16 protein-coding genes are annotated in these 23710 nt (G+C 49.2%); 11 read left to right on the plus strand and 5 right to left on the minus strand.

Annotated elements, in window-relative coordinates:
* Position 1: 1 nt before the first annotated feature.
* Positions 2–1183, plus strand: a complete 1182-nt coding sequence (locus EKM87_RS08320; RefSeq protein WP_125683716.1) for a serine hydrolase domain-containing protein — start codon at positions 2–4, stop codon at positions 1181–1183.
* 904 nt (positions 1184–2087) lie between these two features.
* Here the strand turns inward: EKM87_RS08320 and EKM87_RS08325 are convergent.
* Positions 2088–2333 (minus strand): YdeI/OmpD-associated family protein, encoded by a 246-nt coding sequence (locus EKM87_RS08325; RefSeq protein WP_125683718.1) that lies wholly within the window; start codon positions 2331–2333, stop codon positions 2088–2090.
* A 166-nt stretch (positions 2334–2499) separates the two neighbouring features.
* Here EKM87_RS08325 and ntdP point away from each other — a divergent pair, with 166 nt between their 5' ends.
* From ntdP to EKM87_RS08350, 5 genes are all read left to right on the plus strand, one after another.
* The gene (gene ntdP / locus EKM87_RS08330) at positions 2500–3057 is read left to right on the plus strand and encodes a nucleoside tri-diphosphate phosphatase (RefSeq protein ID WP_125683720.1); all 558 of its coding nucleotides are present in this window, start codon (positions 2500–2502) and stop codon (positions 3055–3057) included.
* Positions 3058–3224: 167 nt separating this feature from the next.
* A complete protein-coding gene (locus EKM87_RS08335; RefSeq protein WP_125683722.1) occupies positions 3225–4367 on the plus strand; it encodes an AI-2E family transporter in 1143 nt (380 codons plus the stop codon).
* Positions 4368–4492: 125 nt separating this feature from the next.
* A complete protein-coding gene (gene tagD / locus EKM87_RS08340; protein WP_125683723.1) occupies positions 4493–4909 on the plus strand; it encodes a glycerol-3-phosphate cytidylyltransferase in 417 nt (138 codons plus the stop codon).
* Between the two features lie 66 nt (positions 4910–4975).
* Entirely contained in the window at positions 4976–5860 is an 885-nt protein-coding gene (locus tag EKM87_RS08345; RefSeq protein WP_125683726.1) for a hypothetical protein, read from the plus strand.
* Positions 5861–5874: 14 nt separating this feature from the next.
* A complete protein-coding gene (locus EKM87_RS08350) occupies positions 5875–7899 on the plus strand; it encodes a CDP-glycerol glycerophosphotransferase family protein (RefSeq protein ID WP_125683728.1) in 2025 nt (674 codons plus the stop codon).
* A 285-nt stretch (positions 7900–8184) separates the two neighbouring features.
* On the opposite strand, the gene EKM87_RS08355 is transcribed toward EKM87_RS08350, so the two are convergent.
* Positions 8185–8736 carry a hypothetical protein gene (locus tag EKM87_RS08355; protein WP_125683730.1) on the minus strand — a complete coding sequence of 184 codons (552 nt, stop codon included), beginning with the start codon at positions 8734–8736 and terminating at the stop codon, positions 8185–8187.
* A 171-nt stretch (positions 8737–8907) separates the two neighbouring features.
* Here EKM87_RS08355 and EKM87_RS08360 point away from each other — a divergent pair, with 171 nt between their 5' ends.
* Both EKM87_RS08360 and EKM87_RS08365 read left to right on the plus strand, forming a co-directional pair.
* Positions 8908–10485, plus strand: coding sequence for a peptide chain release factor 3 (locus EKM87_RS08360; protein WP_125683732.1), 1578 nt, complete (start codon positions 8908–8910; stop codon positions 10483–10485).
* Positions 10486–10804: 319 nt separating this feature from the next.
* Entirely contained in the window at positions 10805–12931 is a 2127-nt protein-coding gene (locus EKM87_RS08365; RefSeq protein ID WP_125683734.1) for a lectin-like domain-containing protein, read from the plus strand.
* A gap of 84 nt (positions 12932–13015) precedes the next feature.
* Here the strand turns inward: EKM87_RS08365 and EKM87_RS08370 are convergent, their stop codons facing one another.
* Complete coding sequence (locus tag EKM87_RS08370) at positions 13016–14371, minus strand: FAD-dependent oxidoreductase (RefSeq protein WP_125683736.1); 1356 nt, start codon at positions 14369–14371, stop codon at positions 13016–13018.
* 238 nt (positions 14372–14609) lie between these two features.
* On the opposite strand from EKM87_RS08370, the gene EKM87_RS08375 reads away from it, so the two are divergent.
* Together EKM87_RS08375 and EKM87_RS08380 are read left to right on the plus strand one after the other, a co-directional pair.
* A complete protein-coding gene (locus tag EKM87_RS08375) occupies positions 14610–16043 on the plus strand; it encodes a C69 family dipeptidase (RefSeq protein ID WP_125683738.1) in 1434 nt (477 codons plus the stop codon).
* Positions 16044–16662: 619 nt separating this feature from the next.
* Positions 16663–19269 (plus strand): cation-translocating P-type ATPase, encoded by a 2607-nt coding sequence (locus EKM87_RS08380; RefSeq protein WP_125683740.1) that lies wholly within the window; start codon positions 16663–16665, stop codon positions 19267–19269.
* A 104-nt stretch (positions 19270–19373) separates the two neighbouring features.
* Here EKM87_RS08380 and EKM87_RS08385 read toward each other — a convergent pair whose 3' ends face one another.
* Complete coding sequence (locus EKM87_RS08385) at positions 19374–20480, minus strand: MucBP domain-containing protein (RefSeq protein WP_125683742.1); 1107 nt, start codon at positions 20478–20480, stop codon at positions 19374–19376.
* A gap of 397 nt (positions 20481–20877) precedes the next feature.
* The gene (locus EKM87_RS08390; protein ID WP_125683744.1) at positions 20878–23121 is read right to left on the minus strand and encodes an ATP-dependent Clp protease ATP-binding subunit; all 2244 of its coding nucleotides are present in this window, start codon (positions 23119–23121) and stop codon (positions 20878–20880) included.
* Positions 23122–23419: 298 nt separating this feature from the next.
* Between EKM87_RS08390 and EKM87_RS08395 the strand changes: the two genes are divergently transcribed.
* Positions 23420–23623 (plus strand): hypothetical protein, encoded by a 204-nt coding sequence (locus EKM87_RS08395; protein ID WP_164506463.1) that lies wholly within the window; start codon positions 23420–23422, stop codon positions 23621–23623.
* The last annotated feature ends 87 nt before the right edge of the window (positions 23624–23710 follow it).

Here is a 23710-nt window from a genome sequence, read left to right on the forward strand (position 1 = left end):
AATGAGGAGACAAACGATGGGGGCAGTTATCGCGTTGGGGCTGGTGTTAGGACTTGGTGGGGGCCTCGCATGGTGGTTTAGTGGTCAAACCAATTCGGATGCACAGCCAGAGTCATCTAGTAGCTCGATCGTGCAACCGGTCAAGCCTAAACCACAACCGAAGAAGGTCGTTCCTCAAAAGAAAGTCGCGCCTAAGCAGACGGCGGCAAGTCGGGAAATTGACACTATCTTGCGTGCTAATCGATTTGTGGGGACGGCGTTGGTGATGCACCAGAACAAGGTGATTTATCAAAAAGGATTTGGCTATGCTGACGCCAATCAGCGAAAGAAAAATGGTGTTAACAGCATTTATCAGTTGGCCTCCGTACAGAAATCCTTCACGGCTGGGTTGATCATGAAGTTGGCCGCTGCCAACAAATTGTCACTTAATGATAATTTGGCCAAATACTACCCACAAATTAGGGGCGCCAATCTGATTACGCTACGGGATATGTTGGATATGAAGAGTGGCCTGACGTTGACTGCCTTTCCAGACAGTTTGAACTCAGAACGGGGGATGGTCCGCTTTATCCTCCGAAACGTTCTCAGCAATCCTAAAGCAATCGGCAAGTGGGACTACTCACCGGTCAACTTCATGCTGTTGGCAGGGATTATTGAAAAGGTCACCGGGCAGAGCTACCGGCAATACTTCACGGAAAACATCATTCAGCCGTGGCATCTGACCCATACGGGATTTGTTTTTCAGATGGACCAACGGCGGACATATTCACAGGGGTATCAGAATAACAATGCAGCGGACGTGGGGACCAACTACGACTCAGCTTATCCAGAATCGCGGGCGTCCATGTTCTATCAGTTTGGGACTGGGCAGGTCTACATGTCGGCCCATGACTTATTTGTTGGCGAACGGAATATGTTGCTAGGTAAGCTATATCCCCAAAATGATGTCAGCACGCTGCTGGCACCGGGGTCTTCCTCTATGTATGGTGGTGGGGCTTACGTGTACCCCAACTATATTCGGGTGCACGGGTTGGCTTACGGGTATGAAGCGGCCGGGTTGGTCAGCAAGGATGGACAGGACGGTGTGATTCTTCTGACTAATTACTACCGGGCCAACCAACTGGCCCAAACGTCTGCTATTTCCATCTGGAACCTGCTTGAAGCGGGACAATTGAACAGTTAACGGTTGATATAACAATGATATTCGCATGCAATCTGGTGTGGTTTTCCGCCTTACCGGTCGCCAGATATGGGCTGGAACGGTGCGGGCACAACTTGAAGCCTCGAAAAGGCCGAGTCTCCAAGCTTGGCCTTCTGCTAAGCTAGCGGGGGAATCACCCACTAACTAAGCAGAACGACGCGCCTGAGCCCATATCTGGCGACTTCTCGGCTGACACAATATCTTACCCAACTAGACTGTTACCAGTTAGTCATTATTGGTGGCGCGTGTAAGGCATTTAGCGGTTATTATGTTAAACATGGCCAGAACCGCAGGCGGAATCTTTGGCCTCTGGGGTCCGACTGGTTTATATTAGGTTTTTTTCCAAGTTTCAAAAAATAATGAACACAAAAAGCCTCGCCGGTTAGCTAGTGATTTGCTAACCGGCGAGGTTTTTGAGCGTTACCTAAAGGTTGAAAGTACTGAAACACCCACTGTGTTTGATAAAACCTGAAGTGGGTCAGACATAGTGAAAAATTGCCGCCTTACCGTTCGCCAAATTTAGACTCGCGCTCGGCTACCAAGTGGCGCGTCAATAATATTGAGTAACTGTCTCATCCAGGTATTTAAATTAGCTTAGTTTCCAAGAACCCGTTTAACCGGAGGGGGTCAGAGGTGGAGCTTGCTGTGTCGACGGTGTTAGCCGATTTTCGGCTTACACCGTGGGACATGTTTGAAGACTGGTGACTTTCCCAGGTTTCAAACCGAACCGAAGGACCGCTTTTCAGGCCGTAGGCTTTCCCCACAGCAGGCGGAATCTCTGACCGCCGCAGGTGGCTGGGTGAGACTAGCTTTAAGCCTATAACGCCTGACTATTCTTGGTTTGATAACAGTTTTCAACCTTTAGGCGTTAATCCGAAGGTATTCCTTATTTATTTGGTCGACTGCCGTAAGCCCGTTTTGACTTATAACCGGCAGTCAAAATCAGCCGCATGTCAGCGATGTGGCGTTGCTGGGTAGCTGCTGCCTTAGCACTAAATACGTAGCGGGCCCATTCACGTTGGTAGCCAGTCGTGAGGCTATTGAAGAAGGCGGTTAACTGATCATCATCCGCTAAAAGTTTGGCAACCTGGGGGATCATTGGTTCAAAACTACTGAGTGGTGCTTGTGCCATGATTGATTCACCTCATTTGATTCGCTTAAGTTTACCGTAAGTTCGGTTATTCCCCAAGGAATTTGTCTGTCAGAATCGGTCTGAACCTATTCAAAGGGGCCTGAATCTGGTATAATGTTGAGTGAATTTTTATAGTTACCCGTTACTTAGAAAGTAGGGTTTATACATGACGCGCGAAGCTAGAGGACCTAAGGAAGGCGACTTCATTACGATCAAAAGCTACAAGCACGACGGAAGTTTGCATCGAACTTGGCGCGACACTATGGTACTCAAAACAAGCGAGAACGCCCTCATCGGCGTCAACGACCACACGTTGGTCACTGAAGACGATGGTCGGCGGTGGGTGACACGTGAGCCCGCAATCGTTTATTTTCATAAGCATTATTGGTTCAACATTGTTGCGATGATTCGAGACAATGGGGTGTCTTATTACTGCAATTTGGCTTCCCCGTATGTTTTGGATAAAGAGGCACTTAAATACATTGATTATGATCTCGACGTGAAGGTCTTTCCAGATGGTGAAAAACGCCTGCTCGACGTTGACGAGTATGAGGATTTTAGCCAACGGTGGAACTACGGTGAAGAGACGGACCGCATCTTAAAGTCCAATGTCTTGACGCTTGTCGATTGGATTAATCATCATAAGGGGCCTTTTTCTCAAGCCTACGTCGACCTCTGGTATCAACGGTATCAGGAGCTTCTACGGCGCTCGAATGATCAGTAAGAGTTGTCTTCCGTACCACCAGGAGCAAGTCCATTCGTGGCTCGCTCCTTTTTTTAAAAATAATGCCAGTGTTGGTCAGTGACCACACTGCTAAATACCATGATTGATACATAAGAAATAGCCTAGCTGTTTGACCGTTAGCATCTATGCCTGAAAGGACTTTGCCCATGAAGTGGTTTGCCAACTCGCGTTTAATGTTTTGGTCCGTTGAATTACTGATTGTCGCGGCATTGATTTGGGTCTGTACCCAAATCAGTTTTCTCTTTTCACCAATTGGGGTCTTTCTCTCAACGATTTTTGCACCAATGCTGTTATCCGGCGTGTTGTTCTATCTCCTGAATCCAATCGTTCGGCTCCTGGAGAAAGTTCGCTGGCGGCGATTTCACATTAATCGAACCGGTGCGGTAGCCATCGTCTTTTTACTATTAGTGGCGGTACTCGTTGCGGGTGGGATGTGGATTGTACCCCGTTTGGTTAATCAGGTAACTAACCTGATTGGCAACATTCCTGACTTTGCCAAATCTAGCGAGGCGGTTTTCTCAAATTTGATGAAACAACCGCTATTCAAGGATGTTGATTTCTCCAAATACTTGACCCAGTTGCAGAGCGCGTTGTCTAAGTACGCTGAGAGCTTCATGAGCGGCTTAACGACTGGTATTGGGACAATCATTGGAACTGTGACGACAGTGACCGTCACGGCCGTTACAGTGCCCGTGATGCTGTTCTACATGTTGAAGGATGGTGAACGGTTCATGCCAGCGGTTCGCCGGTGGCTGCCAGCCAAACACGCGGATCAGACGGCAGAGCTATTGAGCCGGATGAATGCGACGATTGCCCGGTACGTGGGTGGGCAGATCCTTGAATGCCTATTCGTCGGGACCTTTACGGCGATTGGCTATATGTTGATCGGTGAACGGTACGCTCTGTTGTTGGGCGTATTCGGCGGACTCTGTAACTTGATTCCGTACGTGGGACCATACATTGGCATCCTACCGGCACTCATCGTGGCTTTTACAATCAGTACGAACATGGTTCTGTACGTGATCATTGTGGTGATTGTGGTGCAACAGATCGATGGCAATCTGGTTTATCCGAACATTATTGGTCGGTCCCTCCAGATTCACCCACTAACCATTATTATCATCTTGCTAGCGGCTGGGAACATCGCTGGGTTGCTAGGAATGATTCTAGCGGTGCCACTGTATGCGGTAGTTAAGACGGTCGTTCAGTACATTTACAGTATTTGGCGGTTGGAACATCCCGATAAACCAGCGGCAGAATTACCGGTCAACTTCTCAAGAAAAGACTAACGTTTGTGGTTTGAAGTTGACGTCACGGCTCAATATGCTACTATTTAGTTTGTTATTGGAATTTTAGCGAAAACCTCCGACGAGAGCGTTCGGAGAGATTAACCAGATAAAGTAGGAGATTCTACATGAAAAAAGTAATTACTTATGGAACGTTCGACTTATTACACAAAGGTCATATCCGGCTGCTCAAACGGGCCAAAGCCTTAGGTGACGACTTAACCGTTTGCGTTTCTTCCGACGAGTTCAACGCCGAGAAGGGTAAGCGCGCTTACACGTCTTACGAAGACCGTAAGTATATCTTGGAAGCCATCAAGTACGTTGACCACGTGATTCCTGAAACCACGTGGGACCAAAAGATTCGCGACGTGCAAGAAAATGATATTGATATCTTCGTCATGGGTGACGACTGGAAAGGGAAGTTCGACTTCTTGAAGGATTACTGTGAAGTTGTTTACTTACCACGGACGGAAGGCATCTCCACGACTAAAATTAAGCACGACCTTGGCCTGACAGAAGAAGAAGACTGGCAGGAAAAGGAATAGTGTTGGTGATAATCCTTAGTCGTAGACTAGGGATTTTTTCTTGGAGCGCGTAATGGAGGCAAACGAATGCAACAGATTATTTTTCTAGTGACGTCCTTGAACGGGATGCACAAACCTAATTTCTCAAAGCAACTTTTGCAGGCCTTAGCTCGCGGAGCGCGGGTGAGTGTGCTGGTCGCGTTGATTGATTTTGACGCTTCCTGGTTGGTTCGCGAATACTTGAATCGGTTGGCCAAGAAGCATCGGCAGGTGGCGGACGTTGAATTGGTGACGTTAGCAGATATGTTCCGTCAAGAATCGGGCCTCAAGCTGACCAGCGATGAACGGAACGCACCTGATTTAACCAGTTTCGATGAACGCCTATTTGCGGATGATCAACAACAGGTCAAACGTTACTTAAATGAAGGGCACTTGGTTGCCGAGCTTCGTCAACTGGATGATGAGACCCCAATGGTTTTGCGTCAGTATAAGGCCGATCAGTTAGTTCAGACGGATACATATGGTTTGGACGGTCAAGTTGTGGCCATCGAAAAAATCGTTGACGAGGTTGCTCAGACGAGTTACGTCCTGAATGAACAGGGAGAAGCAGTCCTGCGTTTTGTACGTCACGAACGGCCAGTTGAACAGGTTTATAATTTGAGTACGAACTCCGTCATGACGGCCGTTGAATTTTCTGGCGCCAAGCAGAACGCGGAACAGGCTAACATGACGCAACGCCAGAAGGAAAAAGCGGCGGCTGAAGCCATCGATCACACGTCGATCATCAGTACGACTGAAACGTACTACGGTGTCTTGGCTTACTCCAACTATCGTCGATTTGATGACGTTTATGCCTTTTACCAGGCGGTCTTGAGTCGTTTGTTGACGTCAGACACGCAATTGTACGTGGACCTTGCTGCCAACGCAGCGTTCTCTCCACAGATGCCGAACCAGTTGATTTTTAATTACTAAGGAGTTTTTCCATCGTGCGTGCGATTTTATCTGGATTACATCATAAGAAAAATAAACAAGAACTCGAACTTGAATTGATCGACGTCCCAGAACCATTCGATGACTTAGCGGTCACCTTCTTAGAAAAGCAGACACAGGCTTCCATCACGTTCCCCATCAGCAAGGTCGTCAGTGCTGAAGTGGTTCGAATTCGCGTGGATGCCAACGACTTGCAGTTTTCCCAGGAAGGCCAAAGTGAGTTTAGCTGGGAGTTGTACCTTAATCTACAGCAACAACATACTCGGGGCCTTATTCAGGTGGAAAGTGAATACCTGAGTGACCGTCATCAACTATCCTTGACGAGTTTCTATCAAGTGAACAGTGATGCCAACGGGATGGCGTTATTCAACATGCACACGCAACAGGCCAAATCTGACTTCACCATCAATGCAATCAACTTGCAAAATGATCAGTTGCAGGTCATTGGCCGCAGTCGCTTGAACAACCAACCCATTGAAAATCAACGGTTGGTTTTGAAGAATACGCAGCAGGATAGTTCCGCAGAGTGGCCCATCACGAAGATGGGGATTCATGGACTGTTCACTGCTGCTATTCCGTTATCTGATTTAGCGGCAAACACGACGCAGCAACTGTTTATCCGGTCGACCGTTGACGGTGAGGACTTGGAACAGCGGGTCGTATTGGCTAAGTCACTTGCTGGTCAGGTCACGCAAGCCATTACGGGCAGTCACCGCTTAGTAATCTTAGAGAAGCGGTATGACAACGGGATTCGGGTGCAGGAAACAGCTGCCCCTACGTTACCACAGCGTTTGGCTAACATCCCCGGTAAAGTGGGGGGCGCTACTCGGCTGTTGTCGATGTTGATGGATAAGGTGAACTTATTCCGGATGCGGCGGCTGTTCAAGCGTGGTCACCGACCATACGACCAACCAACGATTATCTTTGAAAGTTTTGGTGGGCGTCAGGTCAGTGACTCACCATACGCAATCTACCAATTGTTTACGCAACTCTATCCTGGATTTAACTTTGTCTGGTCGATCGACCGGGTGCAGAAGAAATTCTGTAAGGAAAATGGGATTCCGTTCGTTATTCGTCGGACCTCGAAGTGGGTAAGAACGCTGGAAAAGTCCAGTTTTTGGATTAGTAATGCCCGTTTTCCATCCTGGGTACGGAAGCCCAATTATGTGACGTACATTCAGACTTGGCACGGAACGCCGTTGAAAAAATTGGGACTGGATATTGAGAACGTGTCGATGCCTGGAACCACCACGGCCAAGTATCACGCCAACTTTGTACGTGAGGCCAACCGGTGGGATGCCTTGGTCTCGCCTAACGACTATTCCACGAAGATCTTTCGGTCGGCCTTTGGATTCAACAACCAGATTCTTAAGGTTGGTTATCCACGGAACGACGAACTGATCAACAGTACGCCAGACGATGTGGTGGCTTTGAAGGAGCAACTGGGAATTCCACTGGATAAGAAGGTCGTGCTCTACGCACCAACTTATCGGGATAACCAGTTTGCTGAGAAGGGGAAATACACGTTTGAACTGCCATTCTCCTTGGATGAATTCCGGGAACGATTTGGTCAGGATGCGGTCTTGGTTCTGCGGATGCACTACTTGATCAGTAATGCGTTGGATATCAGTGGGTACGAAGGGGTCGTCTTTGACTTCTCCAACCATCCCAACATTTCTGACCTTTACTTAGTCAGTGACATGTTGATCACCGACTACTCGTCCGTGTTCTTCGACTTCGCTTACCTCAAGCGACCAATCCTGTTCTACCCGTACGACTATCACATGTACAAAGATGAACTGCGGGGCTTCTACCTCGACTACGAGAAGGACTTGCCGGGTGAAATTGCACACGACGAAAACCAGTTGCTCGACTTGGTAGCTGCCAAGCTGCAGACACCAGACATGAGTGGGGATACCAAATTCATGGACTTCTACCGTCGTTTCTGTGCTATCGATGATGGGTTAAGTTCCTTGAAGATTGTGAACTACGTAGTTCAACAGATTGAAAAGAATAGCTAAACTTGTTTATACGAAATGAGAGTGGGACCAAAGGCGATTAGTCAGTGAGCATTAACGTCGATAGGCGAATAATCCTGGTCTTGGATTGTTTGTCTATCGGGGTTAAGCGGAGCTGACTGCCTTTGGTCGCACGTTTCAGCTATATACGTTCGGAGCGCAAAATGGGTCAAGGACTTTTGTCCTTGACCCATTTCTTATCTTTCGGTTTACTTTGCTGAAGAGGTGCTTACTGGTTGATTGTCTTTAGTCTCACGCTACTTCTTCAGATGCCATTGGTCGCAGACCTTAGTGGTAGGTTACAACTTTATCGTAGGCGTGCTTAGTGAGCCGTTGTTGGGTGCTGGCGGAATCCGTCAATTGCGCAAAATAGTGGTGCAAAATCTGCCGATAATTGTGACGAACGAGCTGGACGTCAGGGTGCTTGTCCTGCGTCAGTTGCTGCTGGGCAGTTTCGGCTAGTTTGACGGAAGACTTGGGTTGCTTTAAATTTTTGATCAGGTAGGTCACATTTTTGCTGGCCTTCTTGGCTTGGGGACTGACCGGTTGGTTGGTCGTCCGGCTGCTGGCCAAGGAAGCGTGCATGTTATTGGTCAGGCTGGTAATCTCGTAGTATTGATCCTTCTTGACCTGAAAGTTGTCATAGCTCTTGAAGAGGAGTGTGCTGAGCAGTGCGGCAATGACCACTAATCCCGCACCACAGAGAATAACACTCATCATTGGTCGCAGGGGCTTTCGTTGGCTTCTAGCAACTAGGAGTCCAATCAGGGCACCCACCACTACGATGGCGCCTAGAATAAAGAGTGCTTGTATTAAAAAGGCTTCGGTACTCGCCGACATAGTTTCACCCGTTTCTAAATAAACTTCATTGTATTATCATACCACGAAAAGTGGCTCGGCCCAACAAACAGTGAATTGTGCCGCTAAATGTGTTAAAATCAAAGCGCTGTGTAAATTTGAAAATCACTGGATAAACTTAAAAACGAAAATAAAATTTTGTGAGGAAAAAATATGAACGAAAAAGAATTAGCATCAGCGGTCGATAAGCGCCGAACTTTTGCCATCATCTCTCACCCCGATGCCGGGAAGACGACGATTACTGAACAACTCCTGCTGTTCGGGGGTGTTGTTCGTGAAGCCGGTACCGTTAAGGCCCGGAAGAGTGGGAACTTCGCCAAGTCTGACTGGATGGAAATTGAACAGAAGCGGGGAATCTCTGTGACGAGTTCCGTGATGCAGTTCAACTACCAAGGCAAGCGTATTAACATTTTGGACACCCCAGGACATGAGGATTTTTCTGAAGATACGTACCGGACGTTGATGGCGGTTGACTCCGCCGTCATGGTGATTGACTCCGCTAAAGGGATCGAACCACAGACTAAGAAACTGTTCCAAATCTGTAAGATGCGGGGCATTCCGATTTTTACTTTCATGAACAAGCTGGACCGGGATGGTCGGGATCCAATGGACCTGATTGCTGAACTGGAAGATGTCTTGGGCATTGAAGGGTATCCCATGAACTGGCCAATCGGAATGGGGCGTGAATTGAAGGGTCTCTATGACCGTTACCACCAACGTGTGGCTTTATTCCGTCCGGACGATGAGGACCATCAATACTTGCCATTAAATGACGAGGGCGACCTCGTTGAACCAAATGACTTACAGGATGACGGGTGGTACCAAGATGCGCGTGATAACATGGAATTGATCGGTGAAGCTGGCAATCAATTCGATGAAGCCAAAATTGCCAGTGGGGATCAAACCCCCGTCTTCTTTGGTTCAGCGTTGGCTAACTTTGGGGTTAAGACGTTCCTAGAAACTTATCTCCAGTACGCGCCACAACCAGCTTCCCACCACACGGAAGAGGATACGGATGTTGCACCAACGGATTCAGAGTTCTCTGGGTTTGTCTTCAAGATTCAAGCGAACATGAACCCGAATCACCGTGACCGGATTGCTTTCGTCCGGGTATGTTCCGGAGAATTTGACCGTGGTATGGACGTTATGCAAGAACGAACTGGAAAAAAGTTGCGGCTTTCCAACGTGACCGAGTTTATGGCGGATACCCGTGAAAACGTGGAGAAGGCCGTTGCCGGGGATATCATTGGCCTCTACGATACGGGGAATTTCCAAATTGGGGACGCTATTTATACTGGTAAGAATAAGATCAAGTTTGAAAAACTGCCACAGTTTACGCCTGAACTCTTCGTGCGGGTTGCAGCTAAGAACGTGATGAAGCAGAAGTCCTTCCACAAGGGAATCAATCAACTGGTGCAAGAGGGGGCCGTACAACTGTACACGTCTTACTCAACCGGTGATTATATCTTGGGTGCCGTGGGTCAGCTGCAGTTTGAAGTCTTCCAATTCCGGATGCAAAATGAGTACAACTCAGAAGTTATCATGGAACCAATGGGCAAGAAGACGGCCCGGTGGATCAACCCTGACCAACTGGATGAACGGATGTCTTCATCCCGGAACCTGTTGGTGAAGGATAACAATGGTGAGCCACTGTTCCTCTTTGAAAACCAATTTGCTGAACGTTGGTTCAAGGATAAGTATCCTGACGTTGAATTGACAGCTAAGCTTTAATTAGGACTTAAGCGTCTAAAATGACGCAATTTAAAAGAATGTCACCTAAAATGGTTCTGGAAATCTGATGAAGATTTCCGGAACCATTTTTGGATATTGTGGCGAAGCTGCTCAAGTGACCGCGTTGGAAGGGGAAGTTACTTTTTCTCGACAAGGGCGTTACGAATTATTTACCTAGCAGGTCAAATTTCGAATAGCCGTCTACGAAATTTGGCAAAAAAGCTTGCTATAAATAAAATCGTGCTAAACTATTTGCAGAATCATTATGGGGGCACACCATTGGCGCCCACAACTTCAGGGGTAGAGAGGAGCGATGACGATGGCAGTCAAGAAATGGTGGGGACTGTTAATTGGTATTGGGGTACTGGCAACTATGGGTGTGGTGGCACAAGCGGATGCAGATTATGATCAAGCGCTACGAAGCGCCCCTCAGGGAATCTCTTTAGATAATATCTTCACACCGGGGACGACCAGCAATAATCAGGCCGCGGTGGTGGGAACCACTAACCCGGCGATTACTGGAACCCAAGCGGCCAAGGTCACGAACGGCAAGAAGCAATTTGGGGCCCTCTGGTCGACCGCGGATAATTTCTTCCAGCTAGATAAAAATCAATCGGCCTCAATGTGGCTCTACTTCGGAAATACTGGGAAGAAGGCAGCCGATGGGATGGCGCTGGTCTTTCAAAATGATAGCCGCGACTTAGCCGCGACACCCAGCTTTGGTAAGACGGTCTCCGGGGAAACACTGGGTGTTTGGGGCGTTGATACGGATAAAAGGCAAACAACCTCAGAGAAGGTAGCCCAGTCAGCCATTCAAAATAGCTGGGCGTTGGAGTTTGATACCCATTTGAACACGTCGACCAATTACGGCAACGCTGGGGATGCTGATTCATTTGACGTTGGGCTGAAGGGGCCCCACATTGCCAGCAACTATCCGGGTGATCAGGATACCTATGAGATGCAACGGACTTCGACACTGTTGCCGTTTTATAGTGTTGGTTATTACGCCACTCAGACTCATAATGGCGTGATCAACGGTGATTACACGTTGTTGGCCAACGGTTCTTGGCATCATTTAAGCTTGGACTGGCGGGCAAACACGCAGCAGATGACCTACACGTTCGACGACAAGAATCCCATTACCGGGACGGACCAAGTCGGTCATTCCGCCACCGTGCAACTGGATCGTAAAAAGATTGATCCTGACGACAGCGGTCAGATTCGTTGGGGATTTACCGGTGCCACGGGAGACAGTTATGAGAATAACCTGGTGGTGTTTGAAGAGGTTCCTGGACTCGTTGATGCCGAAGCAACGGCCACCCTAACGAATATGACAACTGGTAAAACACTGACGGATGGTGATGTCTTAAAGAGTCGGGATGCATTCAAACTGGCGTATCAGTTATCCTACGTTGCGGGTAAACAGTCCTGGAAGGATGTTATTGCAGAGCTGAATTTACCGCAAAACCTCACGTATGAGCGGGCGACTATCACCTATGCTGACGGTTCTAGTAATCAGATTTCATTGGCCGGGCTGAACGAGCAGGCACTCAGCTATCAATTAACGAAAGCCTTGTCAGATGAAAATGCAACCGCTACCATTTCTCTGACCGGGGTGGCAGCGGATGTTGATACACCGACGCCTGTACCGGCTGTTAGCAGTGCCTTTAAAGCAGTCAACGGTGTCGTTACGACGGCTACACCAGCGGTAACTGTTAATCCAAAATTCGACCTGCATTTGCTATCGCTCTCTGGTAATACCCAGACGGTGAAACCAGGGGTTGACGGTCTGGTAAAGGCACAGGTGGTCATCCCGGATGGCGCTCACTTGGAGAACACAGATATTACGGTTCATCCGCAACTTAACGGAACTGCGCTACCAGACTTTCAGATGCCTGCTGGCGCGGACAATTCAAGCGGTCAGTTTACGATGACGGTCCCAGCCAAATTGTTAAAGGCAGGAGACAATCAGCTGACTCTCACGGTAGAGGATCCTTATGGCAATGTCTCTAACGCGTTGACCCATACCCTGACAGTGTCTCGTCAGCTGGTCTTTCGGTCCGTTGCGGAAGCCAGCACTTTTCGCAACGTCACGCTGACGGGTGAAAGTCAACGGGTCAAGCGGTCCGGAGACTGGCGGGTTCAGGTCTTGGATACCCGCGAAGCTGGTGCTAAGTGGACGGTCCAGGTGACGAGTACACCATTTCAAACGGCCAGGGGTAGGCGTTTGGCTGGGACGCTGTCCTACTACGATGCCAATGGACCAACTGTCATCAATGAGGTGCCAGTCACCGTGGGTCAAGGAACGGCAGCCGATACGGACGTGGTGACTGACGTTGCTGCTGATTGGAATGAAGATCAGGGCCTGTTACTAGAAATCAATAGCGGGGCAGCAGAGGGAACTTATGAGGGAACCATGACGTGGACGTTAAATGATGTCCCGTAGACTAGGGCAAACGAAGTGATCGGCTAAAATCAAGTAAAAATGGCGCCACCCTTAACGTTGGGTGGCGCCATTTTTGTTTAATTATTATTTAGCGGTTGCGAGTTCAGCAACCTTCGCCTGGGCAGCTTGCGCCAGGATATTCAGGTAGTTGAACGGCCGGTCAAAGTTTGGCTGGAACAGCATGTCGACCATGGCCAGGTCATCAATCGTATTTTCGTTTTGGATGCAGACGGAGAGGGTGTTAGCAGACTGTGAAACGTCGTACTTACTCATCAAGGCACCGCCGAGAATCCGCTTGGAATCTGGATCAAATACCAGTGACATCATAACTGGTTCGGTCGTTGGCATGAACTCTGGCCGGTAGTTATCGGTAATCAGGACTTGCTCCGCGTTGATACCTTGCATCTTAGCAGCGGCTAAGGTCAACCCCGTCGAGACAATTGTCCGACCGTAAAGGGCTAGGCCAGATGAGGATTGGGTGCCCATGTACTTCACCGTTGGCTTCACTAAGTTTTTCCCGACCAAAATTCCTTGCCGAACTGCGTTGGTGGCCAATGGGATGTAGGCGTTTTGGTGGGTTGGATTGTAGTGAACAGCGGCACTGTCACCGGCTGCGAAAATATCTGGGTTGGATGACCGCATGTAGTCATCGGTAATAATGGCGCCATTCTTGGCCATGTCGACCTTGCCCTTTAGGAGACCTGTGTTTGGCCGGAAACCAATGCAGAGGATAGCCAGGTTGGTGTCGTAGCTGCCTTTATCGGTCTTGATAGTCACAGTATCCCCATTGTCCGTGAAACTTTGCACGGTTTCACCCATGGCAAGTTGGACGCCGTTATCTTGGTAATCTTTTTCAATAACATCAGTGAATTCTTGATCGAAATATTTAGGCATAACGCGGTCCATGGCATCGATCAGGGTGACGTCGTGACCAGTGGTCGAGTATGCTTCAGCCAGTTCGGCACCAATGTAGCCGGCACCAATAACGGTGATGTGCTTAGCACTCTTGGCGTCTTCGATTAATTGTTGTGCGTGGCCCCAGTTCTTGCAAAGCTTGACCTTGTCGCTGTCAATGCCGGGAATCTTAGGGATGATGGGCCATGAACCAGAGGTCATGACTAATTTGTCGTAATTTTCAGTGGTTTGTTCGTGTGAAGTTAAGTCTTCAACCGTTACCGTCTTTTGGTTAGGGTCGACGTCTAAGACGTTATGGTTCATTTGAACGTTGGCGCCTAAGCTCTTCAGTTCTTCAGGACTGGAGTAGAATAAGCCTTGTGGATCGGCGACCTGGCCGCCCAAGTAAAGGGCGATACCGCAGGACAAGAAGGAGATGTTATCGTTTCTTTCGTACACGGTAACTTCTGCGTCTGGATGTTCTGCTAAAATCTGCTTGATGGCAAAGGTACCCGCATGTGTACAACCTACAACTGTAACTTTCATGAATGTTGCCTCCCAAAACAAGTTTTTCCCAATTGAGACGGTCTTCACAAGTGATTGATTGTGAAATGAATCTCAATTGATTACAACTCTATTTTAGACAACTTATCGGCAATGTCAACACTTTTTTGAAAGTGTTACCATTTCGGTGATACCTGGACAAAAAGGGGAAGCTAGTCTTGCTGCCAGAAAAGGGGTACACTATTGCTTGTAGAACTTTTAAAGGAGTTGGATATTTAACATGAAAGCAGCAAAGCATCTTTCCGCATGTACAACAGTGTTGGTGGGGAAGCTCGCCACGGTGGATGGGTCAACGATGATCGCCCGGAACGACGACACCTTCCTACCACTGACACCACAACGATTCTATGTTCACCCGGCCGAACATGACCAACCAGAACGGACCTGGGTCTCGAACCAAAATGGGTTCACCGCCCCAATTCCTAGCGATGGTTACCGGTATTTGGCAACGCCAAACGTTGAGGTCGATAAAGAAGGGGTTTACGCCGAAAGCGGGTTTAACGAGAAGAACGTGGCCATGAGTGCCACTGAAAGTGTGTACGGTAATCCACAAGCACTAGCCTTCGATCCACTCGTTGCCGATGGACTTGCCGAAGATTCCTTGCAGACGATGGTTCTTCCTTACATCAACTCTGCGCGGGATGGCGTGCGTTACCTGGGTAACTTGATCAAGCAGTATGGTTCACCTGAAGGTAATGGGGTGTTATTCTCTGATCACGATGAAGTTTGGTACATGGAAATCGTTACCGGGCATCACTGGGTTGCGCAACGGATTCCCGACGATGCGTACGCTGTGGCCGCCAACCAGGTTGCTATTCAACAAGTTACGTTTGATGATCCCGATAACTTCATGTTCTCCGACGGAATTCAGGAATTTGTCACAACGAACCACCTGAACCCGGACCAAAGTGGCTGGAACTTCCGGCATATCTTTGGGACGAGTACGGAAAAGGATCGACACTACAACACACCACGGGTCTGGTTTGGCCAACACGTGTTGAATCCAGAAATTGAACAGGATCCAGAATCCAGCGAATTACCATTTATTTGCCGGACCAGTCACAAAATCAGTGTAGAAGACGTGGAATACATTTTGAGTTCGCACTACAACGAAACCAAGTATGATCCACTGGGTCAGGGACCAGAAGCTGATCGGAAGAAGTTCCGGCCAATTTCTATGAACCGGACGCAAAATTCTCACGTTCTACAACTGAGAAATGACGTTCCAGCTGAAAGTTCAGCCATCTTCTGGTTGTGCTTTGGGGTGCCCGCTTTCAGCCCTTACGTGCCATTCTTTGCGAACGCTACTGATACGGATCCTTCCTACAGTGAGACACCAGTTCATCTGGACGACCAGAGTGCCTACTGGATGTACCGGAAGTTGTCGATGATCGTTGAATCACACTACCGGAACTTCATTGAACAAGACACGGATTACGTTACGGCAGCCAAGCAGGACTTGCGGACGCACGTGGCGAACACTTTGGCCGGCAGTCAGAACTTGAGCGGAGACGAACTTACCGCTTACTTGACTGAACAAAACCACCAGGTGGTCGCAGCGATGCGCGCAACTACGACGAAGTTTACCAATGATTTAATTGAAAAGGGACTGACCCTGTCGAAGCTGACCTTCAACATGGACAAGAACCTATAGGATTCAGCGATAGCATAGAGGACTGGCAGCTTGCCAGTCCTTTTTTTATCTACCGAAGCGTTGAATACTGTGAATGATACTTAAAGTGTGCGACATCAATGATATTAGCGTGTAATTTAGTGTGGCTTTCCGCCTTACCGGCCGCCAGATATGGGCTGGAACGGTGCGGACGCAACTTGAAGCCTCGAAAGACCCGAGTCTCCAAGCTTGGTCTTACCTACTGACCAAGCAGAACGACGCGCCTGAGCCCATATCTGGCTGCCTCTCGGCTTACATGGAATTTTGTTGCCAACCAAAGACTATGAGCTCCGTTATAAATAGCTCGTTAGAATGGTTCAAGAAAGACCTTCAGCAGCCTACTACGCTAAAACGTAATCCCTGGCTTCCGGAGTGCGACCAGCGTACGCCAATTTATCTTTCAACCGATTGGTTAGCGAATAGCCAGGTGAGCGCGTAGGTTAGTAGCGACGTTATCATGAAATTGACGCGTGGTTTCACAGGCTTTTTTCGAATTTCTAGGAATCTTCACAATTCGTCCATACTGTATACAAAACTTTTCGTTTTAATAAGTATATAGTAATTAACCGGATAATCCATTTATATAACGGAGGAAAATGGTATGAAGAGAAAAGAGATGAACAACGTAGAATTGACGGGCCAAGATGGGCTGACAACGCAACAAGCACAGACGCAATTGGCTCAGGTTGGCGCTAACGAATTGGTGGCAGCACGGAAACCCCACTGGTGGCAACAGGTCGCCCACCATTTAAGTGATGTCTCCTCCCTAGTCTTACTGTTTGCGGTGGGACTGGCAACGTACATGGCCGTAGCTCAGGGTGGGGGCTGGACGAAGCCGCTCGTTATCGGTGCCATTCTGGTCATCAACGTGGTGATTGGGATGTATCAGGAAGCTTCGGCTGAAAAAGCGTTGGCGGCACTGCAATCTATGAGCTTACCGACCACGACTGTGCGGCGGGAAGGGATTGCCCAGTCTTCGCCGGCAAAGGAGGTCGTGCCAGGCGATCTGGTGTTGCTAAAAGCAGGGGACCAAGTTCCGGCGGACGGTATCGTCCTATCCAGTACCAACTTGGCCGTAGATGAAGCCGTATTGACTGGGGAAAGTGTCCCAGTTACGAAGGAGACGTTGACGGACATCACTGCCTTGCGCGACGCCCATCAGGTTTTTTTCGGAACGGCCGTGACTGCGGGAACAGCAGTTGTTCAGGTGGTCACTACGGGAATGGCAACTGAATTGGGGCAAATTGCCGGTCTATTGAACAAGACGAAGAAGCGGGCTACTCCGCTGCAGGGACGTTTGAACCGGCTTTCCGGCTGGTTGACTAGTTTTGCTATTATTGGGGGCTTCATCATTTTTGCCTTGAGTATCTGGATGCAAAATCAGGGGATGGCGGACAGCTTAATGATTGGTATTTCGCTGGCCGTGGCGGCCGTTCCCGAAACGTTACCGATTATCGTGACCATCAGCCTAGCCCATGGGGTCAAACGGATGGCAAAGCGTAACGCCATCATGCGGCGGGTCAATGCCGTTGAAACGATTGGGGGCGTTGATGTGATTGCCGCTGATAAGACGGGGACGCTGACACAAAATCAGATGACCATTACCCAATACTGGACACCGAATACCCAGAACCCGATGGCCGCAGAGCACTTGTCACCAGCAGGGGCCGACCTGATGAAATACTTAGGCTTGGCAACGAACGCTGAGATTCAGGTCGTGGCCGGTGAGGAAAAGACGACCGGTGATCCCACCGAATTAGCAATCGTGCGGTGGTTAGCGCGTCATGATCACAGTCGGCAGGCCTTTGAACACGCCGCACCACGGGTCGCTGAAGACCCGTTTGATTCGACTAAGAAAACAATGGCGACGGTCCATCGGCTGTCAGCTGATGAACAACTGGTTATTGTGAAGGGTGCTTTTGACCGGTTACCAGTAGCTTGGCGCCAGGGTGAGCAGGCTCAAGCTAAGCGGATTCATGATGAGTTTGGGCAGAATGCCCTTCGCGTTCTGTCAGTGGGCTACAAAGTCGTGCCAACGACCACCAAAGTAGAGTGGGCGAGCCTGGCAACTGATTTGACGTTTGCTGGCCTGGTGGGAATCATTGATCCGCCTCGGCCAGAAGTCATTCCCGCCATTCGGGAAGCTAAGCGGGCGGGGATCAAGCCCGTAATGATTACTGGGGACCACATGGTGACTGCGGAGGCGATTGCCAGAGAAATTGGTCTATTGACGCCTGGTCAACTGGTAATGTCGGGCGATGAACTGCGAACGCTAACGGATGCTGAGTTGGCAGCAAAGATTCAGAACGTTGCAGTCTATGCACGAGTGTCGCCAACCGATAAGATTCGCATCGTTCAGGCCTGGCAGCAGGCTGGCAAGACGGTTGCAATGACGGGGGATGGTGTCAACGATGCCCCGGCACTGAAGGCGGCCGATGTTGGTATCGCCATGGGAATTACGGGGACCGAAGTTTCCAAAGGTGCTGCGGATATGGTTTTAACTGACGATAACTTTGCGACGATTATCGCAGCAGTCAAGGAAGGTCGAACGGTCTACCAAAATATTTTGAAGGCCGTCGAATTTCTGGTGGGCGTGAACTTTGCTCAGATTTTCTTGATGGTTGGGGCGGTCCTGATGGGTTGGGGTGCCCCGCTGTTAGCGGAACAGCTCTTACTGATCAACGTGTTGGCTGATGGGATTCCAGGATTCTACATTAGTCGGGAGCCAGGTGAAAAGGAAGCCATGGAACAACCACCGGTGGCAAACGAAGAAAGTCTCTTCGCCCGCGGGTTAGGGAGCCGGTTGGCCATCCGGGCAACGACATTTACCTTCTTGACACTTGGGGTGTATGCGCTGGGTCGCTTCGTCTTGACCAACAATCAAGCAACGGTTGGGATGACCATGATCTTCCTGGTGTTAGCTGTTGGGTCCATGATCGATATTTACGCTATCAAAGATCGTCAGCCGCTGACGCTAGGGAGTCTGCGCCGCAATCCGGTGCTCAATTGGTCCCTCCTGTTGGCAGTAGCGTTGGTGATCCTGATTGCTACGGTACCAGGGATACAAGCAATGTTCGGTCTCGTCTCCTTGCCAGCAGTTGCTTGGCTAGTGGTGATTCCGGGAATGTTCTTACCAACGCTGGTGTTAGAGTTAGCGAAACGGGTCCAGCAGCAACGCCCAGCGCAATTGCGGGCTGAACTGGATTAGGAGGCTTGGGGAAATCATCACCGCAACGGTGTTTTCCTGCCGGTAAATCAAAAGGAACCGTCAAATTCTATTGAAGAATCTGACGGTTCCTTTTTCGTTCAAGTTTAGATAGTTTTGGTGGGTGCTAGTTTCACATAACGGGCGTTGATATAAGCATCTGGCCCAATTTGGAACCAGACCAGTTGTTGGTCATCAACGATGCGGACGCGAATGTCCAGGTCGGTGCCATGCTTAAGTTGACCAGCCACTTCACCGTAGGGTTCTTGGTAGTACGAGACAGCTTTGCCCGGCACGTAATCAACGGTCCCCATCTGACTGAATGGTTGGGGCTGCCAGTTGCGGCGGTGCGGCAATTCTAGTGTGGTTTGCCGGTGGTCCTGGGTTGTCGTTTCAGCCGCGTTTAACCACTGCTCACCGCCCAGGTTGTACCAGACGCTCCCATCGGTTAGCGTGATGATCCCAAATAGGCGCCATAACGAGGTTGCCGGGAACTGATAATCGTAGAGCTGTCCAGCTGGTTCGTCGAAGACGTCGTGGTCGATGGTCAAGCGGACAAATTGATGAACGCGTTGTACCGTTTGCCAGGATTTCCGTCGGTAAAAGTAAACCACTTGTTGGCTCTGGTCCGTGAAGGTTCCCCGTTGATGACCCTGGGCCTGAAAGATATGATAGTCAGCTAGGTCAGGAGGGGTCAGGGCGAAACCTTCGTCTAACCGCCCACGGTGAATCACGGGAAGCTGTAACAGCTTCCCGGAATCGAAGTCGACCAAGTAGCTGATAACCGGTTGGCCCCAGCAACGATCATAGATTAAGGTCGTCAGGCCGTAAGGTGAGATGAAGTCTTGCGTGAACCCGTGAATGTCCCAGAGAGCGTATCCCGGGATTTCAGGGAAGTGAAAATGAACCGAGCTACCCAGGTCACCAGTCAGCACAAGGGCCGGTTGGAGAGCCTGGTCGTGAATATCCACCAAGCGAATGACTAACGTTGCTTGTGGTAAGGCTTGCGGTTGCTCAGAGATGTAAAAGTCAGGGTTCTGAGTCAACTGAATGGGTGGGGTAACGGGCGTGGCACTTGGCGCTGGGGTTACCGTCGGTTCATGTGGAGCAGAATCCAGTGACCGTTGTGGTCGTTGAATAGCGTGTCGCGGTCGCCGAGCCGGACGCTTCTGATTGGGTTCAATCAGATTGCGTAGCCAGTCAAAAAATGCCATGTCAGTTCACCTCCAGAAGTTTCCTTTAAAATACAGTATACCGCATTCCAACGGTTGGCGGCAGGCCTTTTTCCAACGGCAGTTGGGTTGGCGACTTGTTCTGGGGTCTGGTGCCAGTCAGGACGCGTTTTTTTGTTTAGACTGGTAGCCTTGCAAGTCCCATGAAGCACTTAAGCCAACCACGATAGCTACCATAATATTTAGTCGTTAGCAGCGAACTTGGGCGGTGAGCGTTTAGATCGATTGAAATTTAGCTGAATTTACCAGCCGAGACAAAATATGAGGATATTTTGCGTAGATTATAAGTATGCAGTGATGTTGGGAGGGGAGATGAGACATAATTGGCGGCAATAAAAAAACGGTAGCGTCACAGCACTACCGTTTCTTTAAAAATCATTTATTTGGAAGGTGAAGCATCGTTACTAGTTTCGGCAGAAGGCTTTGGGGCGTCATTATCGGCGGCCAGAGTAATCTTACCGTCCTCAATCTTGGCGACTAAGTTCTTAACGTCACTGTGGTCGAGGTAGAAGTCAGCGATACGGTCTTCAATTTCTTCTTGAATCACTCGCCGTAGTGGTCGAGCACCCATGGCTGGGTTATAGCCCTTAGCCACCAGTTGCTCTTCAACGGGTTCCGTCACATGGATGTGGAGGCCTTGGCCAGCCAACATCTGGTTAACGTCACCAATCATCAAATCAACAATGTTCATCAAGTTTTCCTTGCTGAGTGAGTTGAATTCAATAATATCGTCAAAACGGTTCAAAAATTCTGGCTTGAAGTAGTTGGTTAAGTTGCCCAGGACAGAGTGGGTGGTTCCCTCAGCGGCGGCACCAAAACCAACGTTGGCTTCAGCATCCCCGGTACCGGCGTTACTGGTCATAATGATCAGCGTATCCTTGAAGGAAACGGTCCGTCCTTGTGAGTCGGTCAAGCGGCCGTCGTCAAGAATCTGTAAGAACATGTTCATGACGTCGGGGTGAGCTTTCTCAATTTCATCCAACAGAATCAACGTGTACGGGTGGCGCCGAACTTGTTCGGTCAATTGGCCCGCTTCTTCATAGCCAACATAGCCAGGTGGGGACCCGATCAACTTAGAAATGGAGTGCGGCTCCATGTACTCAGACATGTCGAAGCGCACCATTGCATCTGCTGAACCAAAGAGCTCATCAGCTAATTGCTTAGCTAATTCCGTCTTCCCAACACCAGTTGGCCCAACGAACAGGAAGGAACCAATTGGACGACCCGTTCCGTTTAGCCCAATACGGTTACGACGGATAGCCCGGGCAACCTTGTCGACAGCTTCGTTTTGACCAATGACGTGTTTCTCCAGGTCAGGGGCCAAACTCTGCAGTTGATGTTGTTCCTTAGCTTGTAACTCACCAACCGGGATGGACGTCTTTTCTTCAACGATGTCCTGCATATCCTTGACGGTGACCTCAGCGGACTGGTTGTCAGACGCGTTCGTTGCGGATTCCTTGGATTTCTCTAATTTGGTGACTTGGTCACGGTAGTAAGCAGCCTTTTCGTAGTCTTCCTGTTTCAAAGCCGCTTGCTTTTGATCTTCAGCTGACTTGATCTTTTCATCAATCGCTTTTGGATCAGCCACGTTGATTGTCAGGTTTTTCCGAGAACCAGCCTCGTCCAACAGGTCAATGGCCTTGTCGGGCAGGTAACGGTCTTGGATGTACCGATCGGACAAACGAACGGCAGCGTCAATGGCGTCATCCGTGTAATGAACGTGGTGGTAGTCCTCATACTTCTTCTGAATACCCTTTAAGATTTCAACCGCTTCGTCAGCGCTAGGTTCGTCTACCGTTACGGGTTGGAACCGCCGTGCTAAGGCTTGGTCTTTTTCAATGTCGCGGTATTCATTTAACGTCGTGGCCCCAATTAATTGGAAATCGCCACGGGCGAGGGCGGGCTTCAAAACATTGCCGGCGTCCATGCCGCCTTCGGCATTCCCAGCACCCATAATTTCATGAATTTCATCAATGAACAGGATGATGTCAGGACTAGACTGAACTTCTTTCATCAATTGCTGCATCCGTTGTTCAAACTGACCTCGAATCCCGGTTCCTTGAACCAGTGAAACGACATCTAAACGGATAATTTGTTTATTGGCAAGCTTTTCGGGAACGTTGCCTTCGACAATGCGTTCCGCAAGACCTTCGATGACCGCAGTCTTCCCAACACCGGCTTCCCCAATTAAAACAGGGTTATTCTTAGTCCGGCGGTTGAGAATTTCGATGACTTGAGCCGTCTCTTTGTCCCGACCAATGACGGGGTCAATCTTACCATCCTTAGCGAGTTGCGTCAGGTTTAAGCCGTACTGACTGAGTAGGCCCTTCCCGCCGGAACCTTGACCGCCGGATGGTTGGGTTGGCTGACCGTTTTGTGCGGAAGATTGCCGGTAATCTGCTTGGTTATTGTTTCCGCCTTGCATGGCCCGGAAAATATCATCCAGGTTACCAAAGCCGAATGGATCTTGTGCCATACGGCCACCTCCATTTCCAGAATCGTTTTGTTGCTGCTTAAGCAGTTGGTAACAATTTTGGCATAGGTCAACTTGTTGCCGCTGCCCGTTCACACTCATATAGAGGTGAATTGTTGCTTCATTGCGGTGGCAATTTTGACATAGCATCTTGTCGTCTCCTTTCTTGCCTGGAATTCTCGTGGGAAAACCCACGCGGTCGTTGTAAAAGTCGTTTGACCTTTCTTGACCATTGACCACATTATACCGCGTTCGACTCGCCTTGCAAGTATTTTGTTTGGCGGATGAATCCCGGTAGCTGGGCTATTTCCAGCGAACGACTACATTTTAGCACTCTCGTAGGTAGAATGCTAAAATGACGACCACATTTTTAGAAAATTGCTAAATTTTTGACCTGACGCGGTTTTCACCGTAGAATATGAAAGGCATCAAGAATAGGGGTGGCGAGTTGGATAAAGACTATACCGATTTAATGAACCAATTAAAGGACAAGAAGATAGATAGTTTTACGGTAACGCCAGCAGAATTCCCCGCGTTTCAGCGGGCCTTCATGGCATTTGAGACCAGGAAACGGGTCGTGGGTCAGGCTGAAAAGAACGGCCAACTCATCTATCACTACGATCATGACGCTGGCGAAGATACGGAATCTTAATTTTTTCATGTAAGCGGTTCATGAAGCGCTTGTAATTTACTGCTGAGATTGATATTCTTAGTAGGTAGGCGTAGCTCGTGGAATGGT

Origin of the sequence: Levilactobacillus yonginensis (assembly GCF_003946265.1) — a bacterium.
GTDB lineage: Bacteria > Bacillota > Bacilli > Lactobacillales > Lactobacillaceae > Levilactobacillus > Levilactobacillus yonginensis.

Bases quoted from the DNA above. Each gene is read 5' to 3' on its own strand.
- EKM87_RS08320 (WP_125683716.1), top strand. From the start codon at position 2: ATGAGGAGACAAACGATGGGGGCAGTTATCGCGTTGGGGCTGGTGTTA.
- EKM87_RS08325 (WP_125683718.1), bottom strand. From the start codon at position 2,333: ATGGCACAAGCACCACTCAGTAGTTTTGAACCAATGATCCCCCAGGTT.
- ntdP (WP_125683720.1), top strand. From the start codon at position 2,500: ATGACGCGCGAAGCTAGAGGACCTAAGGAAGGCGACTTCATTACGATC.
- EKM87_RS08335 (WP_125683722.1), top strand. From the start codon at position 3,225: ATGAAGTGGTTTGCCAACTCGCGTTTAATGTTTTGGTCCGTTGAATTA.
- tagD (WP_125683723.1), top strand. From the start codon at position 4,493: ATGAAAAAAGTAATTACTTATGGAACGTTCGACTTATTACACAAAGGT.
- EKM87_RS08345 (WP_125683726.1), top strand. From the start codon at position 4,976: ATGCAACAGATTATTTTTCTAGTGACGTCCTTGAACGGGATGCACAAA.
- EKM87_RS08355 (WP_125683730.1), bottom strand. From the start codon at position 8,736: ATGTCGGCGAGTACCGAAGCCTTTTTAATACAAGCACTCTTTATTCTA.
- EKM87_RS08360 (WP_125683732.1), top strand. From the start codon at position 8,908: ATGAACGAAAAAGAATTAGCATCAGCGGTCGATAAGCGCCGAACTTTT.
- EKM87_RS08365 (WP_125683734.1), top strand. From the start codon at position 10,805: ATGGCAGTCAAGAAATGGTGGGGACTGTTAATTGGTATTGGGGTACTG.
- EKM87_RS08370 (WP_125683736.1), bottom strand. From the start codon at position 14,371: ATGAAAGTTACAGTTGTAGGTTGTACACATGCGGGTACCTTTGCCATC.
- EKM87_RS08375 (WP_125683738.1), top strand. From the start codon at position 14,610: ATGAAAGCAGCAAAGCATCTTTCCGCATGTACAACAGTGTTGGTGGGG.
- EKM87_RS08380 (WP_125683740.1), top strand. From the start codon at position 16,663: ATGAAGAGAAAAGAGATGAACAACGTAGAATTGACGGGCCAAGATGGG.
- EKM87_RS08385 (WP_125683742.1), bottom strand. From the start codon at position 20,480: ATGGCATTTTTTGACTGGCTACGCAATCTGATTGAACCCAATCAGAAG.
- EKM87_RS08390 (WP_125683744.1), bottom strand. From the start codon at position 23,121: ATGCTATGTCAAAATTGCCACCGCAATGAAGCAACAATTCACCTCTAT.